Genomic DNA, 23580 nt, shown 5'->3' on the forward strand with positions numbered 1-23580 from the left:
CGGCGGGCCGCGCAGGCCCCGCCGCAGGCGGGACTGGCGGGTGAGCGCTCTCCCACGAGCCGCACCCGCCCCGCAGCCCGCCCGGCCCCCGCCGGAGCCTCGCCCGGGCCGAAGGGCGTTCCTGCGTCCGGGCGTTCCTCACAAGTGGTCGCGAGGCAGCGTCTCGTTCCACGTACGGGAGAAGACCCGGCGGTCGTTCTCGAAACCGTCCAGCGTGGCGTCGATGAAGAACTCGGTCTCGCTCGACGTCAGCGCGGTGCGAGTCTCCACACGCACGTCCCATTCGTCCCGCCGGAAGCGCATGGTCCAGGCGCTTTCCCCGCTGACCGACGTGAAGTCGTCGGCGACCGCGCTGTACTTCTCGTACGCCCGCAGGCCCACGTCGAGGCCGATGTCGTCGTAACGCACCATGCCGCGGTCCTTGACGATCTCCAGCGCCGACCGGTAGTCGACCAGGTCACGTGTGACCTCCCAGCGCTGCTCGGGGGGTGTCAGCCGGGTGGTGGTGAGGGGCTCTGTACCCTCCGGCTCTCCGAACGGATGCCGGGGAAGGCCGTCGGGCGCGTCGTCCGGTCGCAGCGGCAGCGTCAGGCTGCTTGTGCCTTCGTGGACGCTCAGCAGGACCGGTCGGGGCGGTGCCCAGGCGAGCGGCCAGTAGGAGGTGGACAGGGACAGCCGGATGCGGTGCCCCGGCGGGAAGGCCTGTGCCACACCGTTGAGTTGCACGGTGGCCCGGTAGCGGGCACCGGGTTCCAGCGGCTGCGGTACGCCCGTCCCCTCGCGATGGGTGAGGTTGAGCAGTCCGTACGTGACGCGGGTGGCACTGCCGTCAGGGGACACGTCCGACAGGCGCGCGGCGACCATGCCGACCGGTTCGCTGACCGACAGGTCCAGTTCGACGCTGGGGGAGCCCAGGATCTCGACGCGCTCGGTGAGTGCGTCGGTCTCGAAGACCAGTGAGCCGCCGTCCTCCTCCCGCTGGTCGTAGGGAAGGTCGGGCGGGGCGTTGTAGGAGGCCCACTTGCCCGCGAACTGCCCGACGGACAGCGGCGACTGCACGGTCAGGGCGTCCTTGCTCGACGGCTCCTCACCAGGGGCGCCGATGCGGTGCCGGCTGAGGGGATGGGCGGTCGGCCGGACATGCGGTGAGGGCCAGGAAGGTTCGCCCACCCAGCGGCCGGGCCGGGACTCGTAGGACGTGGAGGGCGGCACACTCTCCTGCATCCAGGTCCGGAGCATCGGCCCGTCCATGACCCCGTTGTCGACGCCCTTGAGCCAGTGGTCCCACCAGGCGACGACCTCTTGCAGATAGCCGATGGCCGGGCCCGGCTCGCCGAGGTGGGGATACTTGTGCGACCACGGGCCGATCAGGCCCTTGCGCGGCACGTCCAGGTTTCCCAGCAGGCGCGTCACCGCGTTGGAATAGCCGTCCGCCCAGCCACTTGAGGCCAGGACGGGGCAGCGTACGGCCTGGTAGTCCTCGCAGACAGAGGCGTGCCGCCAGTATGCGTCGCGGCGCTGGTGGCGCAGCCACTCCAGCGCCCACGGACGGGTGTTCTCCAGGCGTTCCCGCCACATCTCGCGCCAGCGCTCACCGACGACCGCGGGGTCGGGCGGGCAGGTGGCGTAGGCGAACATGGTGCCGGCTTCGGCCAGGTTGTCCGACAGCAGCGCACCGCCCATGTAGTGCATGTCGTCGGCGTACCGGTCGTCCGTGAAGGAGGCGATGACGATGGCGCGCAGGCTCGGCGGCTGACGGGCGGCGACCTGGAGGGCGGCGAACGCGCCCCAGGAAATGCCCATCATGCCGGTGTTCCCGTCGCACCAGGGCTGCTCCGACAGCCACGCGAGGACCTCCTCGGCGTCGCTCTGTTCCCGTTCCAGGTACTCGTCCGCCAGAACACCTTCCGACTCGCCGGTGCCCCGCAGGTCGACACGGACGCAGGCGTAGCCGTGACCGGCGATGTAGGGGTGATGGACGGAGTCGCGAACCGAGGACAGGTCGCGCTTGCGGTACGGGATGTACTCCAGCACGGCCGGCACCGGTTCCGCGTCGGAGGAGACGGGACGCCAGATCCTGGCAGACAGACTGACGCCGTCGGACATGGGGACGGCGACGTGCTCCTCTTCCGTTGTCGCGTAGGGCAGGTTGCTCACATAACGCATACGGCCGGCCCTCTCCCTCCTCTTTTCGGCTCGGCTGGGCGGCTGCCCAGGATCCTGTCCGGCACACCGGTCCGACCGGCCTGCCTCAGGCGGCCTCGCCATCGGTGCCGGCGGGGCCGTCGGACGCGGCGCGGTCGAAGGTGAGGTTCAAGGCGGCCACGCAGCGGTCGTACTTGTCCCGCAGGTCTTCTTCGCTGTCGCCCCCTGTGAAGATGTGGGCCAGTTCGAAGCTGTAGCTGTCCTGCTCGGGCATCTGCGACAGCCGCTGCCCTTCCTCGGGCACCATGTCGATCCGTACGCCCGGGATCTCCCGCTCGATGCGCCTCAGGTCCTCGTCCGAGGGCACGTCGTGCACCACACCGTCGGCGAACCACCGGTAGTACCACTTGGCGGCCGTCTTGTAGCGACCCGCGCCGTCGGGCAGTTCGGGGTTCTTGCCGAGGGCGAGGCTGAGCATGCAGTGGTGGTTGGGCACCCCGTCGACGTACTCGAACAGTTCGGCGTGCGACTGGGAGTGCCGGGGATTGATCTCCAGCAGGTTGATCGCGTCGGTCCGCGGGTCGTAGAAGTACTCGATGCTGAATGTCGCCGCGTCCATCCCTATCTGCCGTATCACGCGCTCGGAGACGTCGTGCAGACGCCGCACCACGGGCTCGGGGAGCGTGGAGGGGTACTGGTGGCGCAGGAAGGACGAGCTGTCCGGATAGTTGATGGAGTCCAGTACGCCGTAGACGGTGACCGCGCCCTGGTGGACGTAGCCCTCGACCGCGACCTGGATGCCGGAGAGCGCTTCCTCCGCCAGACACACCTGGCCTCCGACGCCCTGCATCTCCGGCGGCAGGTCCAGCCGGTCGAGGATGTACTGGAAGGGGCGGCCGACGCGGGCGACGCCCTTGCGGATCTCGTCCACCGCCGCGCGGAACTCCTCCTCGTTCTTCACGCCGAAGGCGAGCTCGGACGAGTACGAGAGGGCGGGCTTGAGCCACATCGGGAAACGGACGCCCTCGGGCGGGCGCGGATCCTGTGCCTCCAGATCGACCCTGCCGAAGCGCGGGTGCTCGTCAACGACCTTCTGCTGCTCCAGCCGGCTCCAGTACTTGTGCTCGCACTTGACGACCGACTCCAGAGAGGTGCTGCGCGTGCCGTAGCGCTCGCTCAGGATGGGCACGAGCGTGCTCACGGGGAAGTCCCAGTAGCCGACGACGGCGTCGATGCTTCCGTCGAACGCGTCCAGGATTCCCTCTGCCTTCTCGAGCAGTGCGGGCACGGACACCTCGCCGACCTGCAGTTCCTGCGGGGTCAGGAGCGGATGGAAGCGGTACTCCCCGGCGTCGGGCACGCTGTGCAAGGTGGGCAGGTTGGCGTCGTCGAGGCCGATCACGAAAATGTTCTTCTCGGGCACTGATTCTCCTCGGGTCGGGCGAAGGCAGCTGCGCACTATCGGGGATGCCGCCCGGCTACCCCCCGCCCCGCGGGACATGCCCCAAGGGAGGGACGGGCGGATCACGGGCACCTGTTGCCGGGGGGCACCGGGTCCGGCGCACAGGACGGCGCGGGCGGCAGGCCGACTTCGTGGCCGACTGCTCCCAGGACCCCGGCCGGCCGTGGCGTACGGGTTCGGGCGGCACCCTCCGGAGCGACTTCGGAGGCGGCTGCCTCGACCTGGTCACGAGCAGCGGATCGGTGACGAAGACCTGCGCGGGGGAGGCGACGCAGTGGTGGTCGAGGCAGGCCTGAGACGCGATGGACGCGGATGTCCCGAAGAGGTTCAGTGCTCGCAGAGGGAGAATTCTCGTTCGTAGAGCTGCTCGTTGTGTTCGTCGACGAAGAACTTGCGTTCCTGCATGAGTTGTTCGCGGTGGTTCTTGGCCTGTTCAAGCGTCATGGTCGAGGTGTCGGACCACGGTTGCTGCGGTGGCACATCGGATGTCGAGACGATCCGTTCCGACGGGTCGACCAGGAAGAACGCGAGAATCTTGCGATGTCCCGGACGGGTGGGGTCCGTGAGGCGGAACGAGCCGACGCGGTGTTGCAGGATGTTCGGGAACGCCAGGCAGCGGCCCGGTGGGGTCGCTGTCGATCCCAGGGTCTGGTTCAGTGCGTCTTCGTCCTCCAGACCGTAGACCTCACGCAGGCCGTTGTCGTCGTTCTGTTCGTAGTGCGGGTCGTCGAGTGCCGCCCGGAAACTCAGCCGGCTTTGGGTGATGTTCTCGCTGTCCCAGTAGTAGATGCCGGTCGAGACGATCCGCTCGTTCATCATCCCCTCGACATGCCAGGAACCGCCGGGGTACTCGGGCTTGTCCGGGGTGAGGTGAATGGTGGCGAGCTTGACGATGACCTGGAGACGGCGGCCGCGCAGGTCGACCCGGGCGGATTCATCGGGCACCTCGGGCGGGGTGAAGGCCGGCGCGTCGGGGACGGCGGGACGGCGGTTCTCCCACCAGTCGTCCTGGGCCTCCTCCCATGCACGGACTGCTTCTGCGTAGGCCCCGTCATCACTGTAGGAGGACTTGTCCGGATGCTCCGGCTCCGAGTCGTACCACCCGTAAGGATCGGCCTCGATCCGCAGGGGCCGTGGATGGCGCAGATCGGTCAGCACGTTCTCCAGCAGCGGGCGGAAGCGTGCGAACAAGTCCGGTAGTACCGAGGCCAGTTCGCGATGCGTTTCGGGGTGGACGTTGTTGACGTACGAATGGAAGGCGACATCGCCGTCGTCACTGACGTCGACGTCCGTGGGCAGCCACTGGAACTTCTCCGAGAATTCGTACTTCGAGTAGCGGTCCGTCGGGTTCTGCCAAGCACGCTCGGGCGCGCCGCTCACCTCTCTCACCAGGCAGAACAGTGAAGGATGAACAAGATCCAGTACCTGGCCGTCGGAGCCGGGATGCCAGTCCTGTTCTGCTTCGGGGACCTCTTCCAGAACCCGAACCGCGTCGCGCAGCCGGGATCTGAGCTTGTCGTCGACCAGTGTGTCCGACTGCCACACCCCGTCGACGGCGGACACCTCGACCCCGGTTCGCCCGTCCCGCAGCGCGGCGTAGTGCGGGAGTTCGGCAAGCACGTAACGAACCTGCGCTTCGGTGAGGCCCTGGGCGACCGCTTCCTGCGTCCACCTGGCGACGATGTCGGCATCGTTCATCTTGTCGAACCAGCCCGGCTTCGCCCGAATGTGTGAGCTGCACCGCATCATCTGAAGTTCCCGCAGAGTTCGGGGTGTCGCGAACGATATGGAACGTGAAGCACGAAAAGGCAGCGGGAAAGCAGAAAGGCCGGTCAATTCTCTTGGTCCTCTTGGTCGGTGTGCGGTGGCGGGAAGGATACGTCAGCGGACCGACACCGCAGCCGTGGTCCCTGTGACGCCGTCGTTCCGTGTCCTCGAGAAGCTCGGGCTCGAGAGGGATCACATGTCCACGGCACGACGAGGAACTACAGCGCACCGGTCGCGCCGTTCTCGCGCGACTCGCCTGAACCTCGACGGAAGCACCGCACCACCGCAGCCGGGCGGCCACTCCGTACGGCCGGCACATACGCCTGCGAGGTGCCCACATCCTGACGTCGTCACAGAAGGGGTCGGTGCCGTTGCCTCGCAGCCGGCTTCACCGGCAGGGCACCGCCCCCTCCGGCCCCGCTGGGCCGCGGTCAGTGAGGCAGGCCGGTCAGGGCCAGGAACTCGCTGCGGGATCGCGCATCGCTGCGCAGCAGGCCGAGGAGCGTGGAGGTCATCGTCGTCGCCCCGGTGGCCTGGACGCCGCGCAGCGTCATGCAGGTGTGTTCGGCCTGGATGACGACGCCGACGCCTTTCGGCTCCAGGTGTGTCTGGAGCCAGTCGGCGACCTGCTTGGTGAGCCGCTCCTGCACCTGAGGACGGCAGGCGAAGTGCTCCAGGACCCGCGCGAGTTTCGACAGTCCCAGGATCCGCTGCCCGGGCAGGTAGCCGATGTGGGCCGTCCCCACGAACGGCAGAAGATGATGCTCACAGACGCTCCGGAGCGGGATGCTCCGGGCGAGGACCAGTTCGTCGTAGCCCTCGTCGTTCGGGAACGTCGTCAGGTCGAACGGGCGAGGGCTGAACAGTTCGGCGTAGGCGCGGGCCATGCGGCCCGGGGTGCCGCGCAGGCTCTCCGAACCGGTGTCGATACCCAGCGCCTGAAGGAACTGCCCCGCCGCGAGTTCGGCGGCCGTCAGGTCCACCCCTTCCACGTCGTGGACCACGCGCAGGGCAGCGGGCGCCGGGACCGGTTCAGGTGAGGCGGCCGGGCCGGGGGTTATGTGCAAGGCGGAGTGGAGGTCCTGGGTCATGTCACTCACCCGTCCCGAGAGCACTGCCCGCCCAGGCGCCGACCGGCGCGGTGACCACTACCGCATCGAACGGGTGCCCGTACGGGGCCGCGAGAGCGCTGACCGGCTGTTTCGCCTGCTTGTGCAGTTCCTTGGGCATGGCGGGCTCCTCTCCAGAGTTTCACCAATCAGTATTGGACTTATTCGGGAAGCGGGTCAAGGTTCTCTGGAAAAAGCGCGCGTCTCTTCGGTTTCAACAGCGTGGATTGGAGTTATCCTGAAGGTATGACCTCAGGACCGACTCCGGCTTCGCCCCATCCCCGCGCCGCGGCGGGCGTGGAGGCGGTCTCGGTGCTCGCGGACGAGGTGCGCCGCACCCTTTACCGGTTCGCCCGGCGCGCCCACCGGCCCGTGACGCGGGAGGAGGCGGCCGCGGATGCGGGCATCTCCGCCAAGCTGGCCGCCTTCCACCTGGACAAACTCGTCGCGGCCGGATTGCTGCACTCCCGCTACGACAGTCCCGGAGGCGTCAGCAGGGTCGGCCGCAAGCCGAAGGTGTACGAGCCGGCCGAGACCGACATCCGCATCAGCATCCCCGAACGCCGTCCCGACGTCCTCGCGGAGATCCTCGTCGACGCGGTCCTCGAACAGGGACAGGGCGAAGACGCGCAGTCCGCCGCGCTGCGCACGGCCCGGCGGCGGGGTGAAGAGCTCGGAGCCGCGACACGCTCCGACATCCGCCCCGGACGCTTGGGCCCTGAGCGGTCCATCACCCTGACGGCGTCCGTGCTGGAGGAGTTCGGCTTCGAACCCGCCCGTCGCGCCCCTGACGAACTGCGGCTGCTCAACTGTCCCTTCCATCCCCTCGTTGCCCGCTCACCCCAGTTGGTCTGCGGCATCAACCACGCCTTCCTCGGCGGTTTCCTCACGGGACTCCGGACCGGCGGGATCGACGCAGTCCTCGCCCCCCACCCGGACCGGTGCTGTGTGGAGCTGCGTGCCGCAGCTGACCGCCCCGGAGAGTCCGGCTCGGCCGACGGCACCCGCGCGAAGGAGACGGGAACCCGGCACCCCGCTCCCGATGAGGGCACCACGCCGTAGACGGCATCGCACGACGCATGTGGGAGAACGCCACGAGTGAGAACCTCGACCGGCCGGCCGCCCAAGGCGTCGCGGTTCGGCTCGATGATCCGAGCCGGGAGCGGCCCGTCGGCGGCGGACCGGAAGGGGCCGACGGGCGCATATCCCTCGAGGTGGGCCCGCGCGTCGCGCCCGTGCACACCGCTGCCTGATACCGCAGTCCGCAGTCCGCCGGCCGCCGACGAACGGTCCAGCGGCCCCCGGCCTCCGTCGATGGACCTGTCGGAGACACACCGGGGAACAGCTCAACCGATGACAGCGCACGGCTGTCGACGACGATGGCCTGGCCACGTACGACGCAGGCAGGGAGCGGAACGTCGTCCGCCGACGGGCCGGCCGACGCAGCAGAGGAGAGAACATGGCCGCGAACACAGCATTCGTGATCGTCGGAGCCGGCCTGGCCGGTGCGAAGGCGGCGCAGACCCTCCGGGAAGAGGGCTTCGACGGCGACGTCGTGCTGCTCGGAGAGGAAAGCGAGCGCCCTTACGAACGCCCGCCGCTGTCGAAGGGCTACCTGCTGGGCAAGGACGAGCGTGACACCGTCTACGTCCACCCTCCCCGCTGGTATGCCGAGCATGACGTCGACCTGCGCCTGGGCGTCGCCGTCACCGCGATCGACCCGGCCGGACACGAGGTGACGCTCGCCGACGGCAGCCGCATCGGCTTCGAGAAGCTGCTCCTGACCACCGGCTCCTCGCCCCGCCGCCTGACCGTGCCCGGAGCCGGTCTCGACGGAGTCCACTACCTGCGCCGGCTCCCCGACAGCGACAGCATGAAGGAAGCCTTCGCGTCCGCATCCCGCGTCGTGGTGATCGGCGCCGGCTGGATCGGACTGGAGACCGCGGCCGCCGCCCGCGCGGCCGGTGCGGAGGTCACCGTGCTGGAGAGGGGGGAGCTGCCCCTCTTGCGCGTGCTCGGCCGTGAGGTCTCCCAGATCTTCGCCGAATTGCACGCCGGTCACGGGGTCGACCTGCGCTTCGGTGCGCAGGTCGCCGAGATCACGGGGAACGGCGGCCGGGCGAACGGTGTGTTGCTGGCCGACGGCAGCCGTATCGATGCCGACGCGGTCATCGTCGGGATCGGCATCACCCCCGACGTCCAGCTCGCCGACGCCGCCGGCCTGGAGGTCGACAACGGCGTCCTCGTCGACGCCCGCTTGCGTACCTCGCACCCGGACATCCACGCCGCCGGCGACGTCGCCAACGCCTTTCATCCGTTGCTCGGGAAACACATCCGTGTCGAGCACTGGGCCAACGCCGTCAATCAGCCGCAAGCCGCGGCCAAGGCGATGCTCGGCCAGGACGTGGCCTACGACCGCGTTCCGTACTTCTTCACCGACCAGTACGACATGGGAATGGAGTACACCGGCTACGTCGAACCGGGTGGCTACGACGAGGTCGTCTTCCGCGGGCAGAGGGACACCCGCGAGTTCATCGCCTTCTGGCTCGCCGAGGGGCGGGTGCTGGCCGGCATGAACGTCAACGTCTGGGACGTCACCGACCCGATCCGCGACCTCGTGACCTCCGGGCGTCCGGTCGACGCGAAGAGGCTCGCCGACCCCGACGTCCCGCTGGGCGACCTTCTCGAGCGCCGGGCCTCGGCCGGGTGAGCATCCAGGAGAAGGCGGTGCGCAGGTGACAGCCGGGCAGGCGTGGCCGGCCGGCTGTCGACCCGGGCATCCCGTGTCCGCCCGTGCACCTGAGGCCGTCCCGGGCGGCGGCGCAGCCGGTACGGGCGGACGGGTACGCGCAGGTGCGGGCCCGTCCGTCGCTTACGCCCGCCTGGCCGTGTCCAGTCCGAGGTCCTCGGCGAGCCGGCCCCGGTGCCACGCCGCTGGCCCGAACAGATGGGCGGAGCCGTGGGCGCGCTTGAAGTAGCGGTGGGCATCGTGTTCCCAGGTGATGCCGATACCGCCGTGCAGCTGGATCGTCTCGCCCGCCACTGTCGAAAAGGCCTCCGAGCAGGCGGATCTGGCGACGGCCGCGCAGCGCGTCAGCTCCGATGAGCCGGCGGCGGCCGCGCAGGCCGCGGCGAGGGCGGCCGACCGTGCCGACTCCACCAGCACGTACGCGTCCGCCAGCCGGTGCTTGAGCGCCTGGAAGGAACCGATCGGCCGGCCGAACTGGATGCGTTCCTTGGCGTAGGCCACGGTGAGCTCCAGGCAGCGCTCGGCCGCGCCGGTCTGCTCCGCCGCGAGCGCCGCGCAGGCCAGGTCCAGTACGTGCCGCAGGACCCGCCCGCCGTCGCCCTCCGTGCCGATGAGCCGGCCCTCGGCCCCGTCGAGGACGATGCGTGCCTGCGCCCGGGTCTGATCCATGGTGACCGCCGCTTCGCGGCGCACCCCCGCGCCGGCGACCGGCACCTGGAACAGACAGACCCCGGCCGCCGTTCGGGCCGCCACGAGCAGCACATCGGCCTGGGCCCCGTGCAGGACGAACTCCTTGGCCCCGGTGATACGCCAGGTGCCCTCCGGGCCACGGGCGGCTTCGGCCCGGACGGCCGCCGGGTGCCAGGAACCGCTTTCGGCCCACGCAAGGGCCCCTACCGTCCGGCCCCCGGCGAGTCCCGGCAGCAGCCGCGCGCATGCCTCGGTGTCGCCGGAGGCGAGCAGGGCCTGGACGGCCAGCACCGCGGAGCCGAGGTAGGGGACGGGGCTCAGGCTCCGGCCCAACTCCTCCATGACGACGTGCACTTCGCGTGCACCGCAGCCCGCACCGCCGTACTCCTCGGGGACGAGAAGTCCGGCGGCGCCGATCTGTTCGGTCAACGGCAGCCAGGCCGCCGCACCTTCGTGCCGCGCGAGCGAAGCCCGGACGGCGGTCCGCAGTTCCGTCTGTTCTTCCGTCGGCCTCACCCGCAGTCTCCCTTCCATGCCGCTCGGTGCCGGGTTTCAGGGGGCCAGTACGCGGGCGCGGCAGGCGGCCGGTGTGCCCCAGGCCGACCGCAGCGCCCGGGCCTTGCGGATCCACAGGGAGAGGTCGAACTCCGCGGTGTAGCCGAGGGCGCCGTGGATCTGCAGGGCGGTTCGAGCAGCGGCGCAGGCCGCCTCGCACGCCGTGACCTTCGCCGCCGCGATCTCGCGGCCGGCGGCCGGATCGTGCGCGGCCAGGGCCACGGCCGCGGCCCGCACCAAGGGCTGGGCGAACTCCAGGGCGATCAGCGCGTCGGCCAGCCGGTGCTTCACCGTCTGGAACGAGCCGATCACCACCCCGAACTGGGTGCGCCGCCGGGCGTGTTCGACGGTTCGTGCCAGCAGGGTGCGGCCCAGACCGAGGGCCTGGGCCGCCGTCACCAGCGCCGCGACATCGGCGGCGTGCCCGGCCGCGGCGGCCACCTCCGGCCTTCGCGCCAGGACCGTCCCGCCGAGCGGGCGGGCCGGCCGGCGCGCCGGGTCGGCGGACGGCTGGACGGGCCCGGACGCCGCTGCCAGGCGTACGGCGTCGCCTTCCACGACGAAGACCGCGTCGGCGGCGTGGGCGTCCAAGGCGTAGGGGCTGTCGTCGGAGAGCAGACAGAGGGAGGCGGCCGTCTTGCCGGACGCGATGGCGGGCAACCACACGGCGGCCACCGCGTCGTCGCCCAGGCGGTCGAGGAACGCCGCCACGGCCACCGTCTCCACGAGCGGGCCCGGCACCGCGTGACGGCCCATTTCCGTGAAGGCGACGCCGAGTTCGACGGGTAGCGGGCCCAGGCCGTCGTGCTGCTCCGGCACGGCGAGGGCGAAGACCCCGGCCTCCGCGAGCCGGGACCAGAGCGCGCGGCCGGGCGCGGTGTCCCCGGCGGCCCAGGCCCGTACGACGGCGGGGGTTCCGGCCGCCTCGAGCATGCCGTCCAGGGAGCGGGCGAACGCCTGCTGTTCGTCGTCGAGGAGGAACCGCATCACCGGCGCCCCTTCGGCAGGCCGAGCAGCCGCTCGGCGATGATGTCGCGCTGGATCTCGTTGGTGCCCGCGTAGATGGGGCCGGCGAGGGAGAAGGTGTACCCCTCGGCCCAGCTCCCGCGCGCCGGCGCCTCCCCGGCCGTGTCCGACAGTTCGCCGTACGGGCCCAGCAGGTCCAGCGCGGTTTCGTGGAGGGCGATGTCCAGCTCGGACCAGAAGACCTTGTTGAGGCTCGTCTCGGCGCCGACCGCCCCTCCTGCGGCGATCCGCGAGGCGCCCGCGTAGGTGAAGAGCTGGTACGCGCGGGCGCCGATGACGGCGTCGGCGACCCGGTCGCGCAGGGCGGTGTCGCCCGGGTCGGCGCCCGAGCGCCACAGGGCCACCAGGCGGTCGGCCGCCGCGGTGAACCGTCCGGGGCTGCGCAGCGTCAGCCCGCGCTCGTTGCCCGTGGTGCTCATGGCGACCCGCCATCCCTGCCCCGGCTCGCCGATCACGTCCTGGTCCGGGACGAAGACGTCGTCGAGGAAGAGTTCGGCGAAGGCGGGCTTGCCGTCGAGCCGGCCGATGGGACGCACGGTCACACCGTGCGCATCCAGTGGGAACATGAGGTACGTCAGGCCGTGGTGAGGCTCGGCCGCCTTCGTGTCGCCCTGGTCGCCGCGGAAGAGGCCGAACGCCCGGTCGGCGAAGGCCGCCCGCGACGACCAGGTCTTCTGGCCGCTCAAGAGCCAGCCCCCGTCGGTCCTTACGGCCGTGGAGCGCAGGCTTGCGAGATCCGATCCGGCCTCCGGCTCGGACCAGGCCTGCGCCCAGATCACGTCGCCGCTCGCCATCGGCGGCAGGATCCGGGCCAGTTGCTCGTCCGTGCCGTGCTCGAAGAGGGTGGGGGCGAGGAGATTGATGCCGTTCTGGCTGACCCGGCCGGGTGCGCCGGCGGCGTAGTACTCCTCCTCGAAGATCAGCCACTCGAGGATCGAGGCGCCCCGGCCGCCGTACTCCTCGGGCCAGGAGACCACCGACCAGCGGTCCGCGGACAGGGTCCGCTCCCATGCGCGGTGGGCCGAGAAGCCCTCGGCGGTCTCCAGGGAAGGCAGAGGTGCGGCCGGGACACGGGTGGCGAGCCAGGCGCGGGCCTCGGCGCGGAACGCCTCCTCCTCGGCGGTGAAGTCGAGGTCCATCAGGAGGAGGCCTCCTTCATCGCGCGGACGTCCATGCCGCCGAGCGAGTCCTTCGCGGTCTCGGCGTTGTGGGCGTGCGCCAGGTGGTGCAGTCCGAAGACCGAGTCCAGTCCGGAGTGCAGTCCCTGCAGGTCCTCGGCCTGGTTGACGGCCCGCTTCGTCAGCGCCAGCCCCAGGCGCGGCATGTCGGCGATCCGGGTCGCCAACTCCATGGTGTGGTCTGCCAGTTCGGTGCGGGGCACGACCCGGTTGACCATCCCGACCTCGTAGGCGCGCTGCGCGCTCATCCGGTCGCCGGTGTAGAGGAACTCCTTGGCGATGCGCGGCGGCATCACCCATGGGTGGGCGAAGTACTCCACGCCGGGGATGCCCATGCGTACCACCGGGTCGGCGAAGAAGGCGTCCTCGGAGGCGACGATCAGGTCGCAGATCCAGGCCAGCATCAGGCCGCCCGCGATGCACGCGCCCTGCACGGAGGCGATCAACGGCTTGGGCAGTTCGCGCCAGCGGCGGCACATGCCCAGGTAGACCTCGGACTCGCGGGCGTAGCGGCTCTCCGCCCCTTGCTTGTCCGAGTGGTCCCACCACAGGCCCGCCTTGCGGTCGAAAGGAAGATGCGCGTCCCTCTCCGGGGTGCCGATGTCGTGGCCGGCAGAGAAGTGCTTCCCCGCTCCCGCGAGGACCACGACCTTCACCTCGTCGTCGTCGGCAGCCCGGTAGAGGGCGCGGTCCAGGGCGTAGGTCATCGCGGAGTTCTGGGCGTTCCGGTGATCGGGCCGGTCCATGGTGACCACGGCCACGGCGTCGTGGCGTTCGTAGCGGACGGGCTCGGCGGGTGCGGTGCGAGCGGCGGACATCCGCCCTCCTTCCCTAACAAGTGTTTGGTAGGTTAACGTACGAGCCATCGGCCGTCGAGAAGTCGAATCGCCCGTTCGCCGAGAGCCGTCCGGAGCCGCCCATGAGCAGCGTCGAGGAGTTCCGCGCCGAGTTCCGCGACTGGCTGCGAGCCGCTCTCACTGGGGAGTTCGCGAGCCTGCGAGGGCGCGGCGGACCCGGCAAGGAGCACGAGACCTTCGCCGAACGCCTCGCCTGGGAGCGCCACATGGCCGCCGCGGGCTGGACCTGTATCGGCTGGCCGAAGGAGTACGGCGGCCGGGGCGCGACCCTCGAGCAGCAGGTCGCCCTCCACGAGGAGTACGCCCTCGCGGAGGCCCCCGCCCGCGTGGGCCACATCGGGGAGCAACTGCTCGGCCCCACCCTGATCGCCTTCGGTACGCCCGCGCAGTGCGAGCGCTACCTCCCCCGGATCGTGGCGGTCGAGGAACTGTGGTGCCAGGGGTACAGCGAGCCGGACGCCGGGTCGGACCTGGGAGGCGTACGGACGCGGGCCGAGCTCGACGGTGAGGAGTGGGTGATCACCGGCCAGAAGACATGGACGTCACTCGCGCACGCGTCCGACTGGTGCTTCGTCGTCGCCCGCACCGAACCTGGCACCACCCGCCACCGTGGCCTGTCCTATCTGCTGGTGCCGCTGGACCAGCCCGGCGTGGAGGTGCGGCCGATTGCGCAGCTGACCGGTACCTGCGAGTTCAACGAGGTGTTCTTCGACGCCGCCCGCACGCCCGCGGGGAACGTCGTCGGAGCACCCGGCGAGGGCTGGAAGATCGCCATGGCCACACTCGGCTTCGAGCGCGGTGTGTCCACCCTCGGACAGCAGGTCGGCTTCCGCCGCGAGCTGGCGGCCGTCATAGACCTGGCCAAGCGCAACGGCGCGGCAGAGGACCCGCTGATCCGCGACCGGATCACCCGCGCCTGGATCGGCCTCGAGATCATCCGGGCCAATGCACTGCGGATGCTCGACGGTGTCGCGGCCGGCGCACCGGGCCCCGAGGCGTCCATCTGCAAGATCTTCTGGGCGACCTGGCACCGGGAGCTGGGCGAGCTCGCCATGGACGTCTGCGGCGCCGACGGCATGCTCGCGGCCGGCGCGCCGTACGACCTCGACGACTTCCAGCGGCTGTTCCTCTTCTCCCGCTCCGACACCATCTACGCCGGATCGAACGAGATCCAGCGCAACATCATCGCCGAGCGGGTCCTCGGCCTGCCCAAGGAGGCCCACCCATGACCTCGGCCCCGCCGCCGTACGAGCCGGGCCACCGCCTGCTCGCCGGCCGTACCGCCGTCGTCACCGCCGCAGCGGGCGCGGGGATCGGCGGCGCGACCGCCAGGCGGCTCCTGGAGGAGGGGGCGAACGTCGTCGTCTCCGACGCGCACGCCCGCAGGCTGAAGGAGTCGGAGGCGGAGCTGGCCGCCCGCTTCGGTGCCGGCCGCGTGTCGTCGCTGCCCTGCGACGTGACCGACGAGACCCGGGTGAGGGCACTCTTCGACCACGCCGAGGAGCGGCACGGACGCCTCGACATCGTGGTCAACAACGCCGGGCTCGGTGGCACGGCCGATCTCGTCGACATGCCCGACGAGCAGTGGGACAAGGTCCTCGACGTCACCTTGAACGGCACGTTCCGCTGCACCCGCGCCGCTCTGCGCCGCATGAAGGCCACGGGTGGCGGGGGCGTCATCGTCAACAATGCCTCGGTGATCGGCTGGCGGGCGCAGAAGGGCCAGTCGCACTACGCCGCCGCCAAGGCCGGGGTCATGGCGCTCACCCGCTGCGCCGCGCTGGAGGCCGCCGAGTACGGAGTGCGCGTCAACGCCGTCTCGCCCAGCCTCGCCATGCATCCGCACCTGGCGAAGGTCACCACCCCCGAACTGCTGGAGGAGCTGACCTCCCGCGAGGCGTTCGGCCGATACGCCGAGCCGTGGGAGGTGGCCAACGTCATCGTGTTCCTGGCAAGCGGCTACTCCTCGTACATGACCGGCGAGATCCTGGCCGTCAGCAGCCAGCACCCGTGAGGCGAGAATGGTGGTGTGCCGAAAAGCAGCAGCAGAAGGACCACGATGAGCCCGTCTCCCGACCGGCGCGAGGAGCTCCTCGCCACCGCGGCCGAGGTGTTCGCCGCACAGGGGTACAACGCCACCACCGTCCGCAAGATCGCGGACGCGGCGGGGATGCTCGCGGGCAGCCTCTACTACCACTTCGACTCCAAGGAGTCGATGCTCGACGAGATCCTCTCCACCTTCCTGGACCATCTGTGGGCCCGGTACGACGCCGTCCTCCTAGCCGGAATCGGTCCGAGGGAGACGATCGAGGCCCTCGTCACCGAGTCCTTCCGGGAGATCGACCGCCACCGTGCCGCGGTCGCCATCTATCAGAAGGAGTCCCAGCACCTCCGGACCCGGCCGCGCTTCGGCTATCTCGCCGACTCGCAGCAGAAGTTCGAGAAGGCGTGGCTCGGGACGCTGGAGCGCGGCGTCGCCGAGGGCGTCTTCCGCGCCGATCTCGACGTCCGGCTCACCTACCGCTTCGTACGCGACACCGTATGGGTCGCCGCGTCCTGGTACCGGCCGGAGGGACAGCACAGCCCGGAGGAGATCGCCCGCCAGTACCTGTCGATGGTGCTGGAGGGGATCGCCCTCCGCGGATGACACCGCAGACATCGGAGAAGGAGCGGCCATGGCCGAGGCATACATCGTCGAAGCGGTCCGTACCCCCGTCGGGAGGCGGAACGGCGGGCTGTCCGCCGTCCACCCGGCCGACCTCGGCGCACACGTCCTCAAGGCGCTGATGGCGCGCTCGGGCGCCGATCCGGCGGCCGTCGAGGACGTCGTCCTCGGCTGCCTGGACACCGTCGGCCCCCAGGCCGGCGACATAGCCCGCACCTCCTGGCTGGCCGCGGGACTGCCGGAGGAAGTGCCCGGTGTGACCGTGGACCGCCAGTGCGGCTCCTCGCAGCAGGCCGTGCACTTCGCGGCCCAGGCGGTGCTGTCGGGCACGCAGGACCTGGTGGTCGCGGGCGGAGTGCAGAACATGTCGATGATCCCCATCGCCTTCGCGACCCGTCAGGCCGCCGAGCCACTCGGCCTGACCCAGGGCCCCTTCGCCGGCTCGGAGGGCTGGCGGGCCCGCTACGGCGACCGGCCGGTCAACCAGTTCGCGGGCGCCGAGATGATCGCCGCCAAGTGGGGCATCTCCCGTCGTGACATGGAGGAGTTCGCACTGCGCTCCCACCAGCGGGCGATCCGCGCCATCGACGAGGGCCGCTTCGAGCGCGAACTCGTCCCGTACGGTGACGTGACGACCGACGAGGGCCCGCGCCGCGACACCGGCCTGGAGAAGATGGCCGGCCTGAGGCCGGTCATCGACGGCGGCAGCATCACCGCCGCGTGCTCCTCCCAGGTCTCCGACGGCGCGTCCGCCATGCTGCTGGCGAGCGAACGGGCCGTACGCGAGCACGGGCTCACCCCGCGCGCCCGCATCCACCACCTCTCGGCGCGCGGCGAGGACCCCATCCGCATGCTGACCGCGCCGATCCCGGCCACGGCGTACGCACTGAAGAAGGCCGGGATGACGCTCGACGACATCGCCCTGGTCGAGATCAACGAAGCCTTCGCTCCCGTGGTGCTGGCGTGGCTGAAGGAGACCGGGGCCGACCCGGAGAAGGTCAACGTCAACGGCGGGGCCATCGCCCTCGGCCACCCGCTCGGCGCCACCGGCACCAAGCTGATGACCACCCTGCTGCACGAACTGGAGCGCACGGGCGGCCGCTACGGCCTCCAGACGATGTGTGAGGGCGGCGGCCAGGCGAACGTCACGATCATCGAACGGCTCTGAGTCGCACGGCTCCGACCTGCCACGGCGCCGTACGGCCCGCCGGTCCCTTCGGCCGGCGGGCCGTACGCGGCGAGCGCCCGAGCCGGCCGCGGGCCCGGTCCGCCGACGGCCCCTCAGCCCGGCGCCGTCACGGGCCCGCCGCTCCGGCGGAAGACGGGGGCCGGTTCCCGGTGCCACGGTCTCGGCGCAGTCCCGGACGGAACGGGCCGCGGGCCTTCAACGCGTGGAGAGGAGGCAGCGGAGGGTGGCGTGTGCTTCCGCCATCACGGAGTCCACGAGCTCGGCGCAGGACGGCAGGTCGTCGATCAGCCCCGCGACCTGGCCGGCGGCCATAACACCGGCGTCGGGGCGCCCGTCGACCATCGACGCCTTCAGCAGCATCGGTGTGTTGGCGGCCAGCAGTACCTGACTCCAGGACAGCTCCCTGCCGTGTCTCATCGCCAGGCCGTCGCGCACCATCTGCGCCCAGCCCATGCCGCTCTCGCGGCGGAAGGCCGCGGCGTGGCGGACCGCCCGCAGCAGCGAGGCGGCCCGTCCCGAGCGTTCCAGCGCGTCGACCAGCTCGGTGCGCAGCATCCGATGGGGCAGGCCGTCCACGGCGGTGGTGACGGTGACGTCCTGGACGGTCGCGGCCAGGTACCTGGCCTTGATCGCGTCGGGAACACTGCTGTCGGAGGTCAGCAGGAAGCGGGTGCCCATGGCGATTCCGGCGGCGCCGAAGGCCAGGGCCGCGACGAGACCGCGCCCGTCACGGAAGCCGCCGGCGGCGATCACCGGGATGTCGACGGCGTCCACGACCTGGGGGAGCAGAACGCTGGTGGCGACGGCACCGGTGTGCCCGCCGCCCTCGCCGCCCTGCACCACCACCGCGTCGGCGCCCCACGCGGCGACCTTCTCGGCGTGCCGCCGGGAGCCCACGGACGGGATGACGACGACCCCGGCGTCCTTCAGCCGCTCGATCAGCTCCCGGGAGGGGGCGAGCGCGAAGGAGGCGACCTTGACGTCCTCGTCGACGATGATCCGTACGCGCTCGGCCGCGTCCGCCGCGTCCGCCCGCAGATTGACCCCGAACGGCGCGTCCGTACGGGACCTGACCTCGCGCACCGCCGAGCGGAGCCGGTCCGTGGTCATGGTGGCGGAGCCGAGGATCCCCAGCGCACCCGCGTCGGCGGCGGCCGAGACCAGGCGGGGCCCGGCCACCCAGCCCATGCCGGTCTGCACGACGGGGTGCCGGACACCGGTCAGCTCGGTGAGCGGAGTCCTCATGGTGACGTCGCTCATGCGGCCGGCACCTCGCGTTCGCGCAGCGCCGCCGGGTCGACAACCTCCCGGACGAGCCGCAGCTCCTCGGCGGTGGGCTCACGTGTGTGCGGAACGTCGTCGGGGACGGTGAGCGCGAAGCCGGTGGCCCCGGCGACCTCATCGACCGTGACGCCGGGGTGCAGTGAACGCAGGCGCATCGTCCGGTCCGGGGTCTCGAAATCGAACACGCCCAGGTCGGTGATGACGTCCGGGAGGCGGTGGAAGCGGGTCGCCGAGGGGCCGGCGGCGGCGGCGCGGTCGTAGCCGACCCCGCACACCATGTCGACCCGCTCGACGAAGACCCGGGGCGAGTGCCGGGGCACCCAGTAACTCGTCGGATTGTTACAGGTGTTGACGGGGGCACCGCGCACGCCCAGCAGTTGTCTCATCGGCCGGGCCCACTCGCCGATGCAGGAGATGTTCTGGTTGCCGTGCCGGTCGAGCTGGCTCGCGCCCATCATCACGTGGCGTCGCCCGGTTGCGACCAGGGCCAGATGCTGCCGGTAGGGCAACCAGCCCTCCACCACCCGTGCCTCTGCGCCGACTGCCGGTACGTCGCCGACGAGCAGCGCTTCGCCGTCCGTCAGCAGCAGGTCGGGGGAGAAGGTGAGCTTCGCCAGCCGGGCCCCGATCGTGGGGACGGTGCCCATCGGGGCGGCCAAGACCTCGCCGGCGCTCCGCCATGCCTCGGCGCACGCCACCACGCAGTACTCGGCCCGCGTCGCCGTCGTCGGGCCGCCGCTCATGCTTCCTCCTCGTGGAACGCCGCCACTGCTGCCCGGTAGGCGCCCTCGTCGCCCGACAGGAACCGCTCGCAGAAGGCCCGCCAGGTCTCGGGGTCGCGGGCAGCCCGGGCGTAGGCCCGCTGGAACGCCTCGTCGCGGTCGTGGTCGGGGGCGCAGGAGGTGAAGTGCGCCCCGTGCGGGGCCTCGACGACGCCGCTCACGAACGCGCGCTTGACCAGCAGGGACTGCGGACCGGAGTCCTTCAGCAGGTCTGCTGTGTCCACGATCCGCTCGCAGGAGACGTACGCCGCGTCGGCGGCCTCGCAGAACAGATCGTCGAAGTACGGGTCCGGGCCCAGGTACTGGGCGTTGCCCTGCACGTCGGCCCGGTTGAGGTGGACCAGCGCGGCGTCCAGCCGCAGGGCCGGGACCGCGACCAGCTCCTCACCGTCCTCGTACGGGGAAGTGACCGTGCGCAGCGTCGGGTTGACGCTCATCACGTCCGAGGCGAGACCGGCCCGGACCGGCATGAACGGCAGCCGCTGCGCGGCAGCGGTGAGGCCCCACATGACCATGGCCTCGTCCAGCTCCACCATCTCGAACGCGGCGCGCTGCCGCGCCGTCCCGAAGTGCGGCTCGAGGGGGATGGAGTCGAGCGTGGCGAACGCCGCGACCAGCTTGCGGATCTTCCCGGCGGCGGCGAGCAACCCGACGTCCGGGCCGCCGTAGGACACGACGGTCAGATCCGTGACGTCCGAACGCAGCAGCGCGCGCACCAGTGCCATCGGCTTGCGCCGCGAGCCCCAGCCGCCGATGCCGATCGTCATCCCGTTCTCGAGGCGGCCGGCCACCCCCTCGACGGTCATCGTCTTGTCGCTCACCGTTCCTCCTCCTTGGACGAGACGAACGCGTCGCGGTGCTGGTCGGCGAGGCCGCCGAGGTTGGCCTCGAAGGTGAAACCCTGCTCGAAGCGGTAGCTGCGGCGGACGTCCACCGGGTCGATCCCGTTGATCGCGGCCTTGGCGAGGCGGATCAGCGCTCCGTCCTTGGCTGCGATCTCCTGGGCCAGTTCCAGTGCGGCGCCGTGGAGTTGCTCGCGGGGGACGACCCGCCACACCGAGCCGTGCCGGTGCAGCTCCTGGGCGGTGACGGTGCGGGAGGTGAAGTACAGCGTCCGCATCAGATGCTGGGGGACCAGCCGGGCGAGGTGGGTCGCCGCGCCGAGCGCGCCCCGGTCCAGTTCGGGCAGTCCGAAGGTCGCGTCGTCGGAGGCGACGACGGCGTCGGCGTTGCCGACGAGGCCGATACCGCCGCCCAGGCAGAAGCCGTGGACCGCGGCGACCACCGGGACCTCGCAGTCGTAGACCGCGGCGAAGGCCTCGTAGCAGCCGCGGTTGGCCCCGATCAGGGCGTCGTACCCGGCCGTGCGCTGCATCTCCTTGATGTCCACCCCGGCGTTGAAGCCGCGGCCCGCGGCCGTGATCACCACGCAGCGCGCCGTCGGATCGGCCCCGGCGGCGCGCACCGCGCCGGCCAGGTCGTACCAGCCTTGTACGGGAAGGGCGTTGACCGGAGGGAAGTCCATCGTGACGACGGTGATGCCCCTTGCGGGGCGGAGGTGGAGACACCCATGAGCACATCAGCTACCTTCCCACCAAACGTTTGTTAGGCGAAGGTAGCAGTGGATCCCTCGCTACGGGAGGTGCCCATTGGCAGCGATCACCGACCTGTCCGGCTCCGTCGCCGTCGTCACCGGCGGAACCCGGGGCGTCGGCGCCGGCATCAGCCGCGCCCTGCTCGAAGCCGGTGCGCAGGTCGTGACCTGCGCGCGACGGCCCCCGGACAAGCCCGTCGAGGCGGCCGGGCGCACGGCCCGCTTCCTCCCCGTCGACGTCCGCGACCCGGCGGCGATCGGCGGATTCTTCGAACAGGTGCGGAGCGACTACGGGCGGCTGGACACCCTGGTCAACAACGCCGGGGGAACTCCGTTCCGCATGCTCGACGAAGGCGGGGCCGAACACCATTCCCGCGTCGTCGGGTTGAACCTCGTCGCGCCGCTGACCGCCTCGCTCGCCGCCTTCGAAGTGATGCACCGTCAGAGCGGGGGCGGATCGATCGTGATGGTCGGCAGCGTCAGCGGGACCCGCCCGTCCCCCGGGACCGCGGCGTACGGAGCAGCCAAGGCGGGCCTGGAGAACCTCGCCCGCTCCATGGCCGTCGAATGGGCGCCCCGGGTCCGGGTCAACACCCTTGTCCTCGGCATGGTCCGCACCGAACTGTCCCATCTGCACTACGGGGACGAAAACGGCATCGCCGCCGTCGGCCGCACCGTGCCGCTCGGCCGGCTCGCCGACCCGGCCGACATCGGCGACGCCTGCGTCTTCCTCGCCTCCGACCGCGCCGCCTACATCAGCGGCGCCGCCCTGCACGTCCACGGTGGAGGCGAACGCCCCGCGTTCCTCGACGCCGCCACCGTCAACAACTGACCGCACGGCAGGGACGAGGCGTGCGTCCGCCCGTCCGCCGCCGCCGTGGTCGAGCCCGTGGGCACCAGGCCCGGGCGGCCGGCGGAAGAGGAGCTCACCGAAAGGAGACAGCCATGACCACCGGAATCTGCGCCGGGCGCGTCGCCGTCGTCACCGGGGCCGGCCGCGGGCTGGGCCGTGCGCACGCCCTCGCCTTCGCCGCCGAGGGAGCGAGAGTCGTCGTCAACGACCTCGGCGTCGGCCTCGACGGCAGCGGAGGGGCCTCCGGGCCCGCCCAACAGGTCGTCGACGAGATCCGCGCCCTCGGCGGAGAGGCGGCCGCCCATGACGGCGACATCACCACCGCCGACGGCGCGGCCTCGCTCATCTCCATCGCGGTGGACACCTTCGGCCGCCTCGACACCCTCGTCAACAACGCCGGCTTCCTGCGCGACCGCATGCTCGTCAACCTGGACGAGGACGACTGGGACACCGTCATGCGCGTCCACCTCAAGGGCCACTTCCTGCCGCTCAAGCACGCCGCCGCGCACTGGCGCGCCGAGACGAAGGCCGGCCGTACACCCGAGGCCCGCGTGATCAACACCAGCTCCGGGGCCGGCTTGCTGGGCAGTGTCGGTCAGGGCAACTACGCCGCCGCCAAGGCCGGGATCATCGGCCTGACGCTCGTCGCCTCGGCGGAGCTGGCGCGCTACGGCGTCCAGGTCAACGTGATCGCCCCGGCCGCCCGCACCCGGATGACCGAGCAGACCTTCGCCGACACCATGGCCGCCCCCGAGGACGGTGCGTTCGACGCCATGGCCCCGGAGAACGTCTCCCCGCTCGTCGTCTGGCTGGGCTCCTCCGCCTCTGCCGGGGTGACCGGCCGGGTCTTCGAGGCCGAGGCCGGCCGGATCACCGTCATGGAGGGCTGGCGTCCGGGGCCCACCGCGGACAAAGGCTCCCGCTGGACCCCGGCCGAGGCAGGCGGAACCGCGCTGGAACTGCTCGCCGCGGCCGGGAGGCCCCAGCCGGTGTACGGGGCGCGGTGACTGCCGCCGTACCCACCGGCCCACCGTCAGGGCGGAGAGCACCGGGCACAGCGGACCGGCCGATCCGCCATCTCCTGCATCGCGCCTGATCTGCGCTGAGGAAGTGGACTCTCCGGAACCGGTAAAATTATCCTAAAGTGCCACATTCGACCGAACGTCGCTCGCTTCGCGGCAATGCCGCGGCACGGGGAACGGCCGTCCATTCGCGCACCCGCACTCGACAGGAGGGCTGCTGATGGATCCATGGCTGATCTGGTTGATCGTCGGAGCGGTACTGGCTGTGGCGGAGATCTTCACTCTCACCGTCGCGCTGGGGATGCTGGGTGGGGCGGCATTGGTCACGGCGGGTTCCGCCGCGGTCGGACTGCCGCTGCCGTGGCAGTTCCTGGTGTTCACCGTCGTCGCCACGGTCAGCCTGCTGTTCCTGCGCCCCGTCGCATTGCGTCACGTGCGCCGGCCTCATGCGGAGCGGTTCGGCGTGGACGCTCTGGTCGGAAGGGCTGCCTATGCGGTCTCGGAGGTGACAGCCCTGGGCGGCAGGGTGCGCATCGGTGGCGAGGAATGGACGGCCCGCCCCTATGACGAGACGCTGGTGATCCCGCCCGGAACGACCGTCGACGTCATCGAGATCAGTGGCGCCACCGCGCTCGTTTACCCCCGGGAGTGAA

22 protein-coding genes and 1 pseudogene are annotated in these 23580 nt (G+C 71.0%); 10 read left to right on the plus strand and 13 right to left on the minus strand.

Annotation, left to right across the window (positions count from 1 at the left end; genetic code table 11):
- Nucleotides 1–138 precede the first annotated feature (138 nt).
- From GLX30_RS32910 to GLX30_RS32930, 5 genes are all read right to left on the minus strand, one after another.
- Complete coding sequence (locus GLX30_RS32910) at nucleotides 139–2166, minus strand: CocE/NonD family hydrolase (RefSeq protein WP_159694555.1); 2028 nt, start codon at nucleotides 2164–2166, stop codon at nucleotides 139–141.
- Between the two features lie 85 nt (nucleotides 2167–2251).
- Nucleotides 2252–3568 (minus strand): ATP-grasp domain-containing protein, encoded by a 1317-nt coding sequence (locus GLX30_RS32915; protein WP_159694556.1) that lies wholly within the window; start codon nucleotides 3566–3568, stop codon nucleotides 2252–2254.
- Nucleotides 3569–3934: 366 nt separating this feature from the next.
- The gene (locus tag GLX30_RS32920) at nucleotides 3935–5443 is read right to left on the minus strand and encodes a DUF4246 domain-containing protein (RefSeq protein ID WP_159694557.1); all 1509 of its coding nucleotides are present in this window, start codon (nucleotides 5441–5443) and stop codon (nucleotides 3935–3937) included.
- Between the two features lie 362 nt (nucleotides 5444–5805).
- The gene (gene folE, locus GLX30_RS32925) at nucleotides 5806–6465 is read right to left on the minus strand and encodes a GTP cyclohydrolase I FolE (RefSeq protein ID WP_244258371.1); all 660 of its coding nucleotides are present in this window, start codon (nucleotides 6463–6465) and stop codon (nucleotides 5806–5808) included.
- A gap of 1 nt (nucleotide 6466) precedes the next feature.
- Nucleotides 6467–6604, minus strand: a complete 138-nt coding sequence (locus tag GLX30_RS32930) for a hypothetical protein (RefSeq protein WP_159694558.1) — start codon at nucleotides 6602–6604, stop codon at nucleotides 6467–6469.
- Nucleotides 6605–6729: 125 nt separating this feature from the next.
- On the opposite strand from GLX30_RS32930, the gene GLX30_RS32935 reads away from it, so the two are divergent.
- The 3 genes from GLX30_RS32935 to GLX30_RS32945 all read left to right on the plus strand — a co-directional run bounded on the left by GLX30_RS32935 (nucleotide 6730) and on the right by GLX30_RS32945 (nucleotide 9193).
- Entirely contained in the window at nucleotides 6730–7545 is an 816-nt protein-coding gene (locus GLX30_RS32935; RefSeq protein ID WP_159694559.1) for a transcriptional regulator, read from the plus strand.
- Between the two features lie 17 nt (nucleotides 7546–7562).
- A complete protein-coding gene (locus tag GLX30_RS32940) occupies nucleotides 7563–7736 on the plus strand; it encodes a hypothetical protein (protein ID WP_159694560.1) in 174 nt (57 codons plus the stop codon).
- Between the two features lie 206 nt (nucleotides 7737–7942).
- Complete coding sequence (locus GLX30_RS32945; protein ID WP_159694561.1) at nucleotides 7943–9193, plus strand: FAD-dependent oxidoreductase; 1251 nt, start codon at nucleotides 7943–7945, stop codon at nucleotides 9191–9193.
- A 162-nt stretch (nucleotides 9194–9355) separates the two neighbouring features.
- Here the strand turns inward: GLX30_RS32945 and GLX30_RS32950 are convergent, their stop codons facing one another.
- Genes GLX30_RS32950 through GLX30_RS32965 form a run of 4 tightly spaced genes read right to left on the minus strand, consistent with a single transcriptional unit; the run spans nucleotide 9356 to nucleotide 13499 of the window.
- Entirely contained in the window at nucleotides 9356–10438 is a 1083-nt protein-coding gene (locus GLX30_RS32950; RefSeq protein WP_159694562.1) for an acyl-CoA dehydrogenase family protein, read from the minus strand.
- Between the two features lie 36 nt (nucleotides 10439–10474).
- Nucleotides 10475–11464 (minus strand): acyl-CoA dehydrogenase family protein, encoded by a 990-nt coding sequence (locus GLX30_RS32955; protein WP_159695381.1) that lies wholly within the window; start codon nucleotides 11462–11464, stop codon nucleotides 10475–10477.
- Nucleotides 11464–12642: an acyl-CoA dehydrogenase family protein gene (locus GLX30_RS32960; protein WP_159694563.1), complete on the minus strand. Its 1179-nt coding sequence runs from the start codon at nucleotides 12640–12642 to the stop codon at nucleotides 11464–11466. The genes GLX30_RS32955 and GLX30_RS32960 overlap by 1 nt, the downstream gene beginning before the upstream one ends.
- Nucleotides 12642–13499, minus strand: a complete 858-nt coding sequence (locus tag GLX30_RS32965) for an enoyl-CoA hydratase (RefSeq protein ID WP_159694564.1) — start codon at nucleotides 13497–13499, stop codon at nucleotides 12642–12644. The genes GLX30_RS32960 and GLX30_RS32965 overlap by 1 nt, the downstream gene beginning before the upstream one ends.
- Before the next feature lie 101 nt (nucleotides 13500–13600).
- Here GLX30_RS32965 and GLX30_RS32970 point away from each other — a divergent pair, with 101 nt between their 5' ends.
- From GLX30_RS32970 to GLX30_RS32985, 4 genes are read left to right on the plus strand one after another with little or no spacing between them, the layout of a single operon-like run.
- A complete protein-coding gene (locus tag GLX30_RS32970) occupies nucleotides 13601–14767 on the plus strand; it encodes an acyl-CoA dehydrogenase family protein (RefSeq protein WP_159694565.1) in 1167 nt (388 codons plus the stop codon).
- Complete coding sequence (locus tag GLX30_RS32975; RefSeq protein WP_159694566.1) at nucleotides 14764–15552, plus strand: SDR family oxidoreductase; 789 nt, start codon at nucleotides 14764–14766, stop codon at nucleotides 15550–15552. The genes GLX30_RS32970 and GLX30_RS32975 overlap by 4 nt, the downstream gene beginning before the upstream one ends.
- A 45-nt stretch (nucleotides 15553–15597) precedes the next feature.
- Entirely contained in the window at nucleotides 15598–16185 is a 588-nt protein-coding gene (locus GLX30_RS32980) for a TetR/AcrR family transcriptional regulator (protein WP_159694567.1), read from the plus strand.
- A gap of 28 nt (nucleotides 16186–16213) precedes the next feature.
- On the plus strand, nucleotides 16214–17371 hold the full coding sequence (locus GLX30_RS32985) for an acetyl-CoA C-acetyltransferase (RefSeq protein WP_159694568.1): 1158 nt from the start codon (nucleotides 16214–16216) through the stop codon (nucleotides 17369–17371).
- 216 nt (nucleotides 17372–17587) lie between these two features.
- On the opposite strand, the gene GLX30_RS32990 is transcribed toward GLX30_RS32985, so the two are convergent.
- The 4 genes and pseudogenes from GLX30_RS32990 to GLX30_RS33005 all read right to left on the minus strand — a co-directional run bounded on the left by GLX30_RS32990 (nucleotide 17588) and on the right by GLX30_RS33005 (nucleotide 21030).
- Nucleotides 17588–18637, minus strand: a complete 1050-nt coding sequence (locus GLX30_RS32990; protein ID WP_159695382.1) for a nitronate monooxygenase — start codon at nucleotides 18635–18637, stop codon at nucleotides 17588–17590.
- Between the two features lie 11 nt (nucleotides 18638–18648).
- Nucleotides 18649–19419, minus strand: a complete 771-nt coding sequence (locus GLX30_RS32995) for a CoA-transferase (RefSeq protein WP_159694569.1) — start codon at nucleotides 19417–19419, stop codon at nucleotides 18649–18651.
- A complete protein-coding gene (locus GLX30_RS33000; RefSeq protein ID WP_159694570.1) occupies nucleotides 19416–20279 on the minus strand; it encodes a CoA-transferase in 864 nt (287 codons plus the stop codon). The genes GLX30_RS32995 and GLX30_RS33000 overlap by 4 nt, the downstream gene beginning before the upstream one ends.
- Nucleotides 20276–21030, minus strand: a pseudogene (locus GLX30_RS33005) (enoyl-CoA hydratase family protein). The gene GLX30_RS33000 and the pseudogene GLX30_RS33005 overlap by 4 nt, the downstream one beginning before the upstream one ends.
- 77 nt (nucleotides 21031–21107) lie before the next feature.
- Here GLX30_RS33005 and GLX30_RS33010 point away from each other — a divergent pair.
- The 3 genes from GLX30_RS33010 to GLX30_RS33020 all read left to right on the plus strand — a co-directional run bounded on the left by GLX30_RS33010 (nucleotide 21108) and on the right by GLX30_RS33020 (nucleotide 23579).
- Nucleotides 21108–21884, plus strand: coding sequence for an SDR family oxidoreductase (locus tag GLX30_RS33010; RefSeq protein WP_159694571.1), 777 nt, complete (start codon nucleotides 21108–21110; stop codon nucleotides 21882–21884).
- A gap of 113 nt (nucleotides 21885–21997) precedes the next feature.
- Nucleotides 21998–22912, plus strand: coding sequence for an SDR family oxidoreductase (locus GLX30_RS33015; protein WP_159694572.1), 915 nt, complete (start codon nucleotides 21998–22000; stop codon nucleotides 22910–22912).
- A gap of 235 nt (nucleotides 22913–23147) precedes the next feature.
- Nucleotides 23148–23579, plus strand: coding sequence for an NfeD family protein (locus GLX30_RS33020; protein ID WP_159694573.1), 432 nt, complete (start codon nucleotides 23148–23150; stop codon nucleotides 23577–23579).
- Nucleotide 23580 lies beyond the last annotated feature (1 nt).

The organism is Streptomyces sp. Tu 2975, assembly GCF_009832925.1.
In the GTDB taxonomy this organism is placed as follows: Bacteria; Actinomycetota; Actinomycetes; order Streptomycetales; family Streptomycetaceae; genus Streptomyces.